Origin of the sequence: Agromyces fucosus, from assembly GCF_004134865.1 — a bacterium.
Taxonomy (GTDB): domain Bacteria; phylum Actinomycetota; class Actinomycetes; order Actinomycetales; family Microbacteriaceae; genus Agromyces; species Agromyces fucosus.
Window position 1 is genome coordinate 317,888 of the sequence record NZ_SDPO01000001.1, and the last position, 12,993, is coordinate 330,880.

General features: G+C 71.1%; 11 protein-coding genes and 1 tRNA gene. 7 read left to right on the forward strand and 5 right to left on the reverse strand.

Going from position 1 to position 12,993, the window contains the following annotated elements:
- Nucleotides 1-5 precede the first annotated feature (5 nt).
- Genes ESP57_RS01555 through ESP57_RS01565 form a run of 3 tightly spaced genes read right to left on the reverse strand, consistent with a single transcriptional unit; the run spans nucleotide 6 to nucleotide 2,737 of the window.
- A complete protein-coding gene (locus tag ESP57_RS01555; protein ID WP_158556681.1) occupies nucleotides 6-953 on the reverse strand; it encodes an FKBP-type peptidyl-prolyl cis-trans isomerase in 948 nt (315 codons plus the stop codon).
- Nucleotides 954-995: 42 nt separating this feature from the next.
- Nucleotides 996-2,066, reverse strand: coding sequence for a tRNA (adenine-N1)-methyltransferase (locus tag ESP57_RS01560; RefSeq protein ID WP_115957990.1), 1,071 nt, complete (start codon nucleotides 2,064-2,066; stop codon nucleotides 996-998).
- Nucleotides 2,063-2,737: an HAD family hydrolase gene (locus ESP57_RS01565; RefSeq protein WP_243648365.1), complete on the reverse strand. Its 675-nt coding sequence runs from the start codon at nucleotides 2,735-2,737 to the stop codon at nucleotides 2,063-2,065. The genes ESP57_RS01560 and ESP57_RS01565 overlap by 4 nt, the downstream gene beginning before the upstream one ends.
- A 75-nt stretch (nucleotides 2,738-2,812) precedes the next feature.
- Between ESP57_RS01565 and ESP57_RS01570 the strand changes: the two genes are divergently transcribed.
- The 3 genes from ESP57_RS01570 to ESP57_RS18820 are packed head-to-tail and all read left to right on the forward strand — an operon-like array spanning nucleotide 2,813 to nucleotide 4,532.
- Nucleotides 2,813-3,727: a PAC2 family protein gene (locus ESP57_RS01570; RefSeq protein WP_056008840.1), complete on the forward strand. Its 915-nt coding sequence runs from the start codon at nucleotides 2,813-2,815 to the stop codon at nucleotides 3,725-3,727.
- A 38-nt stretch (nucleotides 3,728-3,765) separates the two neighbouring features.
- A complete protein-coding gene (locus ESP57_RS01575; protein WP_207904460.1) occupies nucleotides 3,766-4,308 on the forward strand; it encodes an SDR family NAD(P)-dependent oxidoreductase in 543 nt (180 codons plus the stop codon).
- On the forward strand, nucleotides 4,305-4,532 hold the full coding sequence (locus ESP57_RS18820) for an SDR family oxidoreductase (RefSeq protein ID WP_207904461.1): 228 nt from the start codon (nucleotides 4,305-4,307) through the stop codon (nucleotides 4,530-4,532). Before ESP57_RS01575 ends, ESP57_RS18820 begins: the two co-directional genes overlap by 4 nt.
- Nucleotides 4,533-4,551: 19 nt before the next feature.
- Here ESP57_RS18820 and ESP57_RS01580 read toward each other — a convergent pair whose 3' ends face one another.
- Both ESP57_RS01580 and ESP57_RS01585 read right to left on the reverse strand, forming a co-directional pair.
- The gene (locus tag ESP57_RS01580) at nucleotides 4,552-5,370 is read right to left on the reverse strand and encodes an undecaprenyl-diphosphate phosphatase (protein WP_056008847.1); all 819 of its coding nucleotides are present in this window, start codon (nucleotides 5,368-5,370) and stop codon (nucleotides 4,552-4,554) included.
- 71 nt (nucleotides 5,371-5,441) lie between these two features.
- Nucleotides 5,442-6,767: a M20/M25/M40 family metallo-hydrolase gene (locus ESP57_RS01585; RefSeq protein WP_129230342.1), complete on the reverse strand. Its 1,326-nt coding sequence runs from the start codon at nucleotides 6,765-6,767 to the stop codon at nucleotides 5,442-5,444.
- Nucleotides 6,768-6,880: 113 nt separating this feature from the next.
- Here ESP57_RS01585 and ESP57_RS01590 point away from each other — a divergent pair.
- From ESP57_RS01590 to ESP57_RS01605, 4 genes are all read left to right on the forward strand, one after another.
- Nucleotides 6,881-6,964, forward strand: a tRNA-Leu gene (locus ESP57_RS01590).
- A 202-nt stretch (nucleotides 6,965-7,166) separates the two neighbouring features.
- Nucleotides 7,167-7,883, forward strand: coding sequence for a hypothetical protein (locus tag ESP57_RS01595; protein ID WP_129230343.1), 717 nt, complete (start codon nucleotides 7,167-7,169; stop codon nucleotides 7,881-7,883).
- Complete coding sequence (locus tag ESP57_RS01600; protein ID WP_129230344.1) at nucleotides 7,883-9,466, forward strand: DNA polymerase Y family protein; 1,584 nt, start codon at nucleotides 7,883-7,885, stop codon at nucleotides 9,464-9,466. The genes ESP57_RS01595 and ESP57_RS01600 overlap by 1 nt, the downstream gene beginning before the upstream one ends.
- Nucleotides 9,467-9,513: 47 nt before the next feature.
- Complete coding sequence (locus ESP57_RS01605) at nucleotides 9,514-12,951, forward strand: error-prone DNA polymerase (protein ID WP_129230345.1); 3,438 nt, start codon at nucleotides 9,514-9,516, stop codon at nucleotides 12,949-12,951.
- Nucleotides 12,952-12,993: the final 42 nt, after the last annotated feature.

Consider the following 12,993-nt stretch of genomic DNA (forward strand, 5'->3'; position numbering starts at 1 on the left):
CGGGCTCAGATCACGCCCAGGATGTCGATCACGAAGAACAGGGTCGAGTTCGGCGGGATGTTCTCGCTCCCCTGGTCGCCATAGCCGTCACTCGGCGGAATCACGACCGCGACCTGCGAGCCGACCTTCTGTCCGATGATCGCCTCAGAGAAGCCCGGGATGACCTGGCTGTCGGCGCCGTCGGAGACGGTCATGATCGCAGGTGCGCCCTTCTCCCAGCTCGAGTCGAAGACCTTGCTGTCAGCCCAGGTCACGCCCGTGTAGTGCACGACGACGGTGTCGCCGGACTCGACGACCTGACCCGAACCCTCCTTGAGGACCTCGACCTCGGTGGTCTCGAACGGGTCGGCCTTCGGTACCGTGATGCCGGGGCGACCGTCGGGTGCCAGGACCACGGCCGGGAAGCCGTCGCGACTGAGGCGCACTGCACCGTCGGCGCGAGCCGGGAAGGCGCGCTGGATGTCGAGGACGAACACCAGGCTGTCGCCGGGCTCGATGCCGAGGGACTGGTTGCCGTTCGGGCCGAATCCGTCCTTCTCGGGAACGACGACGGCCACCCGCGACCCGACGGAACCGCACGAGAGGCCCTTGTTGAGACCGGGAAGCGTGTTCTCGGAGATCGCGAGCGGCACGGGGTCGCCCGTCTCGCCGCCGAAGCCGGTGACCTGCAGCTCTTCGCCCGTGGCTCCGTTGTACACGGCGAGCCCGACGAGGCTCTGCTGCCCGTCGACGAGACGCTCGCCGTCACCGGCGATGACCTCGGTGCACTGGGTCTCTTCGGGAGCGAGCGGCGAGGGGAACTCGACGCGGGGCGTGTCGCCGAAGTCGCCCTTCACCTCGACCGCGTTGGAGGAATCACCGGACCCCGCTTCCGGAGCGGGCGCCGAAACGCACCCCGACAGGGTCAGGGCGATGATGCCGGCCGTGGCGATGAGCGCGAATGACGAGCGCACTGATCCTCGATTCTTGGGTGATCGGTGAGGGGCGATGAAAGCCTACCCGCCCAGACCGGCGGGGTTCGTCTCGGGCGATTCGGGGTCGGACGGGTCGGCGACGCCGTTCGCTTCGGTCACGGCGGACTCGTCGCCCGCGCGCGAACGGGTGGCTGCGGCATCCGCCTGCCTGACGCGCTTGCGCAGGCTCTTGTCGCTCACGTTGCGCTCCCCGAGCGCGCCGGGGGTCCAGGCCTCGAAGTCTTCATCACTGAACTCCGTCTTCGACGGCCGGCGCTTCAGCTCGGGCAGGATCGTGTCGGGTGCGAGGCGTCGAGCGGTGATGAGGAAGCCGGTGTGCGCGATCATGCGGTGGTCGGGCCGCACCGCGAGACCCTGCACGTGCCAGCCGCGCACCATCGTCTCGGACGACTGCGGCTCGGTGTACTCCCCCGTCGCGCGGATGGCCTCGGCGACACGCGAGAGCTGCGTGGCCGTGGCGATGTAGCAGAGCAGCACGCCGCCGGGCTTCAGCGCCGCGGAGACCGACGGGAGGCACTCCCACGGCGCGAGCATGTCGAGCACCACGCGGTCGACGGATGCCTCGTCGACCGTCTCGGGCAGCATCTCGGCCAGGTCGCCGAGCGTGATCGACCAGTTCTCGGGGTCTGCGCCGTGGAAGGTTGCGACGTTGGCCCGGGCCACGCTCGCGAAGTCGTCGCGCCGCTCGAAGGAGTACAGGTGGCCGGCCGGGCCGATGGCGCGGAGCAGCCAGAGCGAGAGCGCACCGGACCCGACGCCGGCCTCGACGACGCGGGCGCCCGGGAAGATGTCGGCCTGTGCGAGGATCTGCGCGGCGTCCTTCGGGTAGACGATCGCGGCGCCGCGCGGCATCGACATGACGAAGTCGGTGAGGAGCGGACGCAGCGCCAGGTACTCGACGCCGGCCTGGTTGGCGACGACGGAGCCGTCGGGGCGGCCGATCAGGTCGTCGTGCGCGAGCAGGCCCTTGTGCGAGTGGAAGTGCTGACCCGGCTGGAGCGTGATCGTGTGGAGCCGGCCCTTGGGACCGGTCAGCTGCACGCGGTCGCCCACGCGGAACGGACCACTCTGCTCGCCCCTGCTCTCGATCATGCCGTGATCTCGCGAATCTGCAGAAGTGCTGCAACGTCGTCGACGCCCGTGCCGTCGAGCGTCGGCCACAACGCGCCGGCGGGAAGTCCGTCGAGCGGGATGAGGTTCGGCACGGCGAGGGCGAACGCCCCGGAAGCATGTGCGGAAGCGAGCCCCGGGGGCGAATCCTCGATGGCGACGCACTCGGCGATGTCGACGCCGAGTTCGGCCGCAGCCGTGAGATACGGCTCGGGGTGCGGCTTCGCGTTCTCGACGCTGTCGCCCGAGACGATCACGTCGAAGGCCTCGAACGGGATGGCGGCGACGATGTCATCGGCCATCGAGCGGATCGACATGGTCACGAGCGCGGTGGGCACGGATGCCTCGCGCAGCGCCTCCAGCAGCTCGCGGGCGCCGGGCCGCCACGGAACGCCGTGCGCCTCGAGCTGCTCGCGCACGCGGTTCGTGAGGCGCGCGACGATGGCGTCGGCCTCGAGCGCGACGCCCCGCAGCTGGAAGAACTCCGCCGCCTCCCAGAGTCCGCTGCCGACGAGTTCGAGGGCGTCGTCGTGGCTCCACGGGAGGCCGAAGGACTCCATCATCTCCGTCTCGGCGGCCATCCAGTACTGCTCGGTGTCGACAAGGGTGCCGTCCATGTCCCAGAGGACTGCGGCGGGGAGGCGAGTGGTCACAACCGTCAAGTCTACGGGCACGGCCTATTGTGGAGGTGAACCCGGAGATCCGGGGCGGAAAGCGGGGCACCAGGAGTGAATCAGCCGGCCGGTTTCGAGGGCGGAAGGCTGCTCGTCGTCGCATTCGAGGGATGGAACGACGCCGGAGAGGCGGCGACCGGGGCGGCCAAGCTCCTCGTCGAGCGCCTCGGCCTCGTCGAGATCGCCGCAGTCGATCCCGAGTTGTACTTCGACTACCAGTTCACGCGCCCGACGATCGTGCTCGGCGACGACGGGACACGTCGCCTCGAGTGGCCGGGCGCAGCGATCATGGGCCCCGGCGGGCTGCCCGCATCAGAAGAAGACGATGACCGGGTGACCGGCCCGGGCGCCGAGGCGCTGCACGTGCTGCTCGGCGCCGAGCCCGCCCGCAGCTGGAAGGGATTCGCCGCCGAGCTCATCGACGCGGCACTCGCCGCCGACATCGAGGGCATCGTGCTGCTCGGCGCGATGCTCGCGGACGCGCCGCACACGCGGCCGCTCTCGGTCTTCGCCTCGAGCGAGAACCCCGAGGTGCGTTCGGCGCTCGGCGTCGAGCGTTCGACCTATGAGGGCCCCGTCGGCATCCTCAGCGTCATCGCCGATCAGGCCGAACGCGCCGGCATCCCGACCGTCTCGCTCTGGGCGTCGGTGCCGCACTACGTGCACAACGCCCCGTCGCCGAAGGCGGTGCTCGCCCTCCTCGGCAAGGTCGAGGAGCTCACCGGGCTCTCCATCCCCCGCGGCAGCCTCGAGGTCGACGCGAAGGCGTGGGAGGCGGGGGTCGACGCCCTCGCCGCCGACGACGACGAGATGGCCGGCTACATCACGCAGCTCGAACAGGCGCGCGACGCCGTCGACGCCCCCGAGGCGAGCGGCGAGGCCATCGCGCAGGAGTTCGAGCGCTACCTCCGTCGCCGCGGCGAGGAGCCCGGGGGCCGCGCCGACGGTCGCGGCGACGGCCCGCGCTGATCCGCCGCCGGCGGCCTGCTCCGAACTAGCATTGGGGCATGGAACAGCGTCGGGCTGTGCATGTGGTCACCGGGGCCTCGGGTGGTGTCGGGCGCAGCATCGCCGAGGCGCTCCTTCGGACCGGCGCCGGTGTGGTCGTGGTCGACATCCGATCCGCGGGATGGCTCGATGAAGTCGCCGACGGCGCGGTGGTCGTGGGCGACGCGGGAGATGCCGCGGTGCTGTCGGCCGCGATCGAGCGGGCACGAGAGTTCGGCGAACTCACGGGATGGGTCAACAACGCGGCCGTCTTCCGAGACGCCTGGCTGCATGAGGCGGGCAGTGAGGTCGTGCTCGACATCGTCGACGCGATCCTGAGGCCGACCGTGGCCGGCGCAGCGGCCGCCATCGGGGAATTCGTCCGGACCGGCGTCGCCGGGTCCGTCGTGAACGTGTCCTCGCACCAGGCGCAGCGTGCGGTTCGGGGCGCACTGTCCTACTCCGTGGGGAAAGCGGCGCTCGAGGGGCTGACGCGCGCCCTGGCGGTCGACTACGGGCCGCGCGGCATCCGCACCAATGCGGTCGCCCTGGGCTCCACGTGACCGATCGCTACTCGCGGCAGCTGGAAGGCCTCGATGTCACCTCTCGTGCAGCCTTCGAGCGGCAGATCACGCACCTGCATCCGCTCGGCCGTCCCGGTGAGCCCGGAGAGGTCGCGGATGTCGTGACGTTCTTGCTCTCCGACGCTGCATCGTTCATCAACGGCGCCGTTCTTCCGGTCGACGGCGGCCGTGCCGCGCAAGGGCTCGACCCCGAGGAACGCTGAGCATGCCGTCGACCCGGAGTCAGGCGCTCAGCACTCCCGTGCCGAGGAGCACGAAGATCGTGGTGCCGAGCAGCACCCGGTAGATCACGAACGGCAGGAAGCTGCGCTTCGAGATGTAGCTCATGAAGAACGCGATCACGAGCAGCGCGACGACGAATGCGACGAGCGTCGCAGCAGCGGTCTCGATCGGGCCGTACACGGTGGGCTCGTCGAGGCTCTTGAACAGCTGGAAGAACCCGCTGCCGAAGACCGCCGGGATCGCGAGGAGAAAGGCGTAGCGCGCGGCGGCCGCACGCTCGTAGCCGAGGAAGAGCCCCATCGTGATCGTGCCGCCCGAACGGGAGACGCCCGGGATCAGCGCGAGCGACTGCGCGAGGCCGAAGAAGATGCCGTGCGGCACCGTGAGCTCGTCGAGCTTGCGGCGCTTGGCGCCCGCCCAGTCGGCGAGGCCGAGGATGAGGCCGAATACGATGAGCATCGTCGCGACGATCCAGAGGGAGCGCAGGCTCGTCTCGATCTGGTCCTGGAAGACGATGCCGAGCACCACGATCGGCACCGAGCCGATGATGATGAGCCAGCCCATGCGGGCATCGGGGTCGTTCCGCGGCACGCGGCCGGTGAACGAACCGAACCAGTGCGAGATGATGCGCACGATGTCGCGCCAGAAGAACACCACGACCGCGGCCTCGGTGCCGAGCTGCGTGATCGCCGTGAACGCGGCACCCGGGTCCTGGGCTCCGGGGAGGAACTCCCCGAGGATGCGCAGGTGAGCGCTCGAGGAGATCGGCAGGAACTCGGTGAGGCCTTGGACGAGGCCGAGGATGAGCGCTTCGATCACGTTGGTGCATCCGCCTTCCGCCTCCGCGGAAGCTGGAGGGCTGAGTTCGGTCGGTAGTCGAGAAGGGTCGGTCAGTAGTCGAGGAGGAGGTCGCGCAAGACCTGCCTCCCGAAGACTAATGCGTCGAGCGGCACCCGCTCGTCCACGCCGTGGAACATCGCCGGGAAGTCCAAGCCTTCTGGCAGCTTCAGGGGCGCGAAGCCGTATCCGGCGATGCCCAGCCGGCTGAGCGCCTTGTTGTCGGTGCCGCCCGAGAGCAGGTAGGGGAAGACCGGGGCGCCGGGATCGTGCACCCCGAGCGTGTGCTTCACCGCATCGACGAGGGCACCGGATGTCGCGGCCTCGAGCCCCACATCGCGGTGCACGATCTCGACCTCGACCTCGTCGCCGACGAGCGCACGCACCTCGGCGAGCACCGCCTCCTCCTCGCCGGGCAGGGTGCGGATGTCGACGAGCGCTTCGGCCCGATCGGGGATCACGTTGTGCTTGTAGCCCGCCGTGAGGAGCGTGGGATTCGTGGTCGTGCGGAGGGTCGCCGTGATGAAGCCCGATGCCGATCCCGTGGCGAGGGCCAGCTCGTCGGGCGAGACCTGCTCGGGGTCGACACCGAGCACGCCCGCGATCTCGCCGAGGAGCTCGCGGGTCGTGTCGGTGAGGCGTACGGGCCACTCGGTGCGGCCGAGGGTCGCGATCGCCCCGGCGAGCTTCGTGATGGCGTTGTCGCGGATGAGCCGAGACCCGTGGGCGGCGGTGCCCTTCGCGACGAGGCGCACCCAGAGCAGCGACTTCTCACCGGTCTGCAGCAGGTAGGCGCGGCGGCCGCCGACCGTGATCGAGTAGCCGCCGACCTCGCTGATCGCCTCGGTGGCTCCCTCGAAGAGCTCGGGGTGGTGGTCGACGAGCCAGCTGGATCCCACGCCTCCCCCGGCCTCCTCGTCGGCGAAGAAGGCGATGACGAGGTCGCGCGCCGGCTGCGAGCCCGAGCCGATGATGTCGCCGAGTGCGGTCAGCATCATGGCGTCCATGTCCTTCATGTCGACCGCGCCGCGCCCCCACAGCATGCCGTCGCGCACCTCGCCCGCGAAGGGGTCGACGCTCCAGTTGCGCGCGTCGGCGGGAACGACGTCGAGGTGCCCGTGCACGACCAGTGCGGGCTTGGAGGAGTCTCGGCCGGGCACGCGTGCGACGACGCTCGTGCGTCGCGGCTCTGGCTCGAAGAGCTGCGGAGCGAGTCCGAGGGCGGCCAGGCGCGCCTCGACGTATTCGGCGGCCTCGCGCTCGCCGTTGGCCTTGCCCTCGCCGTAGTTCGAGGTGTCGAAGCGGATCAGGTCGCGTGCGACGATCGCCGTCTCGTCGAGTTCTGCATCGGAAGGGGTGCCGGTGGGTGACGGGGCCATGGCACTCACGCTAGCCGGGGCATCCGTGGTTGGCCACCGTGGTCGAAGGCACCTCTGAAACCGTGCTAGTGTCTTCTCTCGGGCCACCGAGTGATCGGAACGGCCTGACACGAGCGCGGGTGGCGGAAATGGCAGACGCGCTAGCTTGAGGTGCTAGTGCCCTAACGGGCGTGGGGGTTCAAGTCCCCCCTCGCGCACGCTTGTGTCGAGAAGGCCGGATCAGTTTTCTGATCCGGCCTTTTCGCATTTCCAGGGCGATGTCACCGGGTCGTGCGAATTTCTTTTCCGCGATTTCTCCGGGCTCATCGGATGTCTTTCCCGAGGTCGTCGGATGTTCCGGACGGTCGGCACTCTCGACTTGCCGTATTCGAACATGTGTTCGAAACTGTGAGGGTGACCATGACCGCTCCCCTCGCTTCGCCCGATGCGCCGTCGCGCGTCGAGGAGCTGCAGGCCCGCATACGGGGCATGCAGGCGACGCGGCTCGATTCGAAGACGGTGCCCACGCATCCGGCCTTCGAGCAGGTGCTGCCCGGCGGCAGCCTCCGCGAGGGCACGGTCGTCTCGGTCGAGGGGTCGACGACCCTGCTCATGGCGCTGCTCGCCGGCCCCTCGGCGAGCGGGCGGTGGGTCGCCGTCGCCGGCATGCCCGAATTCGGCGTCGAGGCCGCCTCGCGGTTCGGCATCGACCTCGAGCGGCTCGCGCTCGTGCCCGACCCCGGGCGGCAGTGGCTCGCCGTGGTCGCGGCGCTCGCCGACGTCATCCCCGTGGTCGCCGTGCGGCCGGTCGGCCGGGTCTCCTCCGCCGAGGCGTCGCGGCTGACGGCCCGCCTCAGGCAGCGCGGCACCGTGCTGCTCGTCGCCGGCCAATGGCCGGGCAGCGACGCGAGCCTCGGCGTCGAGACGAGCCGGTGGCACGGCCTCGAGCTCGGGCACGGGCACCTCAGCGATCGCGACGTCGTCGTCTCGGCGGGCGGGCGCGGGGAGTTCGGCCGCCGTGGCCGCTCCCGGCTCCAACTGCCGGGACGCTCGCTTGAGTTCAGGGTCTCCGACGACGAGCCGGCGCAACTGGGCGAGCCGGTGCGCCTCGACGAGTACGTCCGGCGGGCCGTCTGATGGCGGTCGACCTCGTGCACGTCGATCCCACTCGCACGATCGTGCTCTGGTGCCCCGATTGGCCGGTGTTCGCCGCCTGCCGCGAATCGGGCCTCGATCCCGGCTCGCCCGTCGCCCTCACCGAGGGCGGGCAGATCTACGCCTGCTCGGCCGCAGCCCGCCGCGACGGCGTGGTGCGCGGTCTGAAGCTCCGCGAGGCGCAGTACCGCTCCCCCGGGCTCGCCTTGCTCGACTACGACGCCTCGCTCGACATGCGCGTCTTCGAGCCGGTCGTGCGACGGGTCGAGGAGACGGTGCCCGGGGTGCAGCTCGTCCGCCCGGGCACGCTCGCCATGCGCGCCCGCGGCCCGGCACGCTACTACGGCGGTGAGGATGCCGCGGCGCGGGCGCTGCTCGACACCGTCGCCGCGCTCGACGTGGTGGGCGCGAGGGTCGGCGTCGCCGACGGTCCGTTCGCTGCCGAGCAGGCGGCACGGGCGGCGGGCGGCGAGGGCGGATCCCCCGTGGGCATCATCGCGCCCGGGGCATCCGCTGCCTTCATCGCGCCGCTGCCGGTGCGCCTCGTCGTCGACGCCCGCATCGGCACGCTGCTCAACCGCCTCGGGGTGCGCACGCTCGGCGAGTTCGCAGCCCTGCCCGAGGCCGACGTGCGTCGCCGGTTCGGCGCGGCGGGCGCCTTCGCGCACGATCGGGCCGCGGGGCGCGAGCAGGCGAGGGTGCTCGCCCGCACGCCGCCGCCCGAGTTCGAGGTCGCGCAGGAGTTCGAGCCGCCGCTCGACCGCATCGACCAGCTCGCCTTCGCCTTCCGGCTCCGGGCAGACGAGTTCATCGAGCGCATGCGGGCGAAGCGGCTCGTGTGCACCGGCATCCGCGTCGAGATCGACGACGAGGCCGGCGGGCATTCCAGCCGCAGCTGGTTGCACCCGCGCTGGTTCACGCCCGCCGACGTCGTCGACCGTGTGCGCTGGCAGCTACAGGGCGCGGGCACCGCCGACAGCGCGCTCACCCGCCCGATCGTGCGCCTGCGCGTCGTGCCCGAGCGCATCGACTCGACCGGCAACCACGAAGAGGGGCTCTGGGGCGGCGGGCCCGACGAGCGCGTGCACCACGGGCTCACGCGCGTGCAGAGCATGCTCGGCCACGACGCCGTCGTCACGGCCGCGATCGGCGGGGGTCGCATGCTCGCCGATCGGCAGGTGCTCGTGCCCTGGGGCGATCGGGCGCCCGAACGCGCCGGTGAGGGTGCCGGTGCGGGTGCACCGTGGCCCGGCAGCCTGCCGTCGCTGGCCCCGGCGAGCGTGTTCCGCGAGCGGCTGCCGATCGGGCTGCTCGACGGCGGGGGCGCCGTCGTCACGATCGACGCACGCGGAGTGATCTCGGCCAAGCCCGAGCGGTTCGCGCTCGCAGGTGCTGAGCCTGCTCCCGTACGGGCCTGGGCCGGCCCCTGGCCCGTCGTCGAGCGATGGTGGGACGCCGAGCACGCGAGACGCGTGCACCGGTTCCAGATCGTCGACGACGACGGCTGCGCATGGCTGCTCGTGCGCGATGAAGCGGGTTGGTGGGCCGAGGCGAGGTACGACTGAGCCCTGGCTCGACTGAAGACGCAAGAGGAACGAGGGGGCGGTGACTGATGGGGTGGAACAATCCGGGCATTCCGTGGTCGGAGCTCGAGCGCAAGCTCTCCGACGAGCGCCGGCCGGGTGCCCCGAAGACCATCGGCGACGGCGGCGACTCGCCCGCATGGAGCCGCAAGCGCCATCCGTACCGTCCGTCGGAGGGACTCGCGGCGCCGACCGGGCCGATCGTGCCCTACGCCGAACTGCACGCGCACTCGAACTTCAGCTTCCTCGACGGCGCCTCCTCACCCGAGCAGCTCGTCGAGGAGGCGCAGCGCCTGGGGCTCACGGGGCTCGCCATGACCGACCACGACGGCTTCTACGGCATCGTGCATTTCGCCGAGGCCGCCGAGAGCTTCCCCGAGCTGCAGACGGTCTTCGGCGCCGAGCTCTCGCTCGGGCTGCAGGGGCCGCAGAACGGCTTCGCCGACCCCGAGGGCGAGCACCTGCTCGTGCTCGCCCGACGGGAGGCCGGCTACCACCGGCTCGCGGGTGCGATCACCGACGCCCAGCTCGCCGGCGGCGAGAAGGGGCGACCGGTGTACTCCCTCGAAGCGCTCGCCGAACGCGCCGACGGCGAGTGGGTCGTGCCGACCGGGTGCCGCAAGGGCGCCGTGCGCCGTGCGCTCGCCGAGGGCGGGGCGGATGCCGCGGCGCGCGAGCTCGATCGCCTCGCCGCGCTCTTCGGGCGCGACAACGTCGTCGTCGAGCTCTTCGACCACGGGCATCCCTTCGACCAGGAGGCCAACGACGCCCTCGCCGGTCTCGCCGAGCGGGCGGGGCTCCCGCTCCTCGCGACGAACGCCGTGCACTACGCGACGCCGCCCGAGCACCGCCTGGCCTCCGCCCTCGCCGCGGTGCGGGCTCGCCGCAGCCTCGACGAGCTCGACGGGTGGCTGCCGGCCTCCGATCAGCTGCACCTGCGCAGCGGTGCCGAGATGGCCGCCCGGTTCGCCCGCTACCCCGGCGCCGTCGCGCGCTCGGTGACGCTCGCCGACGATCTCGCCTTCACCCTGCGCAGTGCCCGCCCGAAGCTGCCGAGACAAGAGGTTCCGGCGGGGCACACGCCGATGAGCTGGCTGCGGGTGCTCGTCTGGCGGGGCGCCGAGGAGCTCTACCCCGGTGTGCCGCAGCACGTGCGCGAGCGGCTCGAGCGCGAGCTCGACGTCATCGAGCTGAAGGACTTCTCGGGCTACTTCCTGATCGTGCACGACATCGTGGCCGAGGCGCGGCGCCGCGGCATCCTCTGTCAGGGTCGCGGCTCGGCGGCGAACTCGGCGGTCTGCTACGCCCTGCGCATCACCGCGGTCGACTCGATCGGGTACCGGCTGCCGTTCGAGCGCTTCCTCTCGGCGCTCCGCGACGAGGAACCCGACATCGACGTCGACTTCGACTCCGACCGGCGCGAGGAGATCATCCAGTACGTCTACGCGAAGTACGGCCGGCAGAACGCAGCGCAGGTGGCGAACGTCATCAGCTACCGGCCGAAGGCCGCGGTGCGCGACATGGCGAAGGCGCTCGGGTACTCCACCGGACAGCAAGACGCCTGGTCGCGGCAGGTCGAGCGATGGGGCGCCGTCGTCGAGAGCGACGACCACGACATCCCCGACGCCGTCGTCGAACTCGCGGGGCAGGTGCTGACCTTCCCGCGTCACTTGGGTATCCACTCGGGCGGCATGGTGCTCACCGACCGGCCCGTCGGCGAGGTGGTGCCGATCGAGCACGCTCGCAAGGAGAACCGCACCGTGGTGCAGTGGGACAAAGACGACTGCGCGTGGATGGGCCTCGTGAAGTTCGACCTGCTCGGTCTCGGCATGCTCGCCGCCCTGCAGTACACGTTCGACCTCGTGCGCGAGTCGACGGGCGAGGTGTGGGAGCTCGCGACCCTGCCGAAAGAGGAGGGGGCGGTCTACGACATGCTCTGCCGCGCCGACTCGATCGGCGTGTTCCAGGTCGAGAGCCGTGCGCAGATGGGCACGCTCCCCCGGCTGAAGCCCCGGTGCTTCTACGACCTCGTGGTCGAGATCGCGCTCATCAGGCCCGGTCCGGTGCAGGGCGGCGCGGTGCATCCGTACATCCGCCGTCGCACGGGCGAAGAGCAGGTCAGCTACCTGCATCCGAAACTCGAACCGGTGCTCGAGCGCACGCTGGGCGTGCCGCTCTTCCAGGAGCAGCTCATGCAGATGGCGGTCGCGGTCGGCAACTGCAGCGCCGCCGACGCCGACCTGCTGCGGCGGGCCATGGGCTCCAAGCGCGGGGTCGAGAAGATCGAGCGGCTGAAGGCGAAGCTCTACGCCGGCATGGCCGAGAACGGCATCGAGGGCGAGGTCGCCGACTCGATCTACGAGAAGATCGAGGCCTTCGCGAACTTCGGCTTCGCCGAGAGCCACGCGCTGAGCTTCGGGCTCCTCGTGTACGCGAGCTCCTGGCTGAAGCTGCACTACCCGGCCGCGTTCCTCGCGGCGCTGCTGCGCGCCCAGCCCATGGGCTTCTACTCACCCCAGACGCTCACCGCCGACGCACGCCGCCACGGCGTGGAGGTGCTGCGGCCCGACATCCTGCGATCAGGGGTGCACGCGGGCCTCGAGGCCACAGGCGGCGGCCCGGCCGCTGCCGAATCAGGTCGCGACGACGGATGCCGCGCACCCACCGGTCTCGAAGCGTGCGCCGAGGCCGTGCAGGCGCCCGTCGGCGGGTTCGATCGTCGCGCGCCCGACCGCAGCACCGAGCACCGGCGTGACGGCGCGTTCGCGGTGCGGCTCGGGCTCGCCGACGTCTCCTCGATCGGGCAGGCGGTCGCCGAACGGCTCGTCGCCGAGCGCGAGGCCCGCGGGCCGTATCGCGACATGGCCGACGTCTCGCGTCGGGGCGCGCTCGATGCCGCACAGCTCGAGGCGCTCGCCGCGGCCGGCGCGTTCGACGGATTCGGCCTCGAACGTCGCGAGGCGCTCTGGATGGCGGGCGAGGCGGCGCTCGACCGCGAGGAGTACCTCGCGGGTTCCGTCGTCGTCGTGCAGCCGCCGTTGCTGCCGATGCTGAGCCCGGCCGAGCAAGTCGTCTACGACCTCTGGGCCACCGGCATCTCCCCCGACGACCACCCGATCAGGCACGTGCGCGAACGACTCGACGAGCGCGGGGTCATCCGCATCGACCTGCTGCAGCAGGCGGAGTCGGGGCGGCGCCTCGAGGTGGGCGGGGTCGTCACGCACCGCCAGCGGCCGGCGACCGCGAGCGGCATCACCTTCCTCAACCTCGAAGACGAATCGGGCACGCTGAACGTCATCGCGGGCGTCGGGGTGTGGAACCGCTACCGCCGCATCGCCCGCGAGGCACCGGCCATGATCGTGCGCGGCATGCTCGAGCGCTCGCCGGAGGGCGTCACCAACCTCGTCGCCGATCGATTCGAGCCACTCACCGTGACGGCGCCGCACCGATCGCGCGACTTCCGCTGAACCTCGCAGCTGCCGGGAGCGGTCCTGCGGAATACCCTGAGG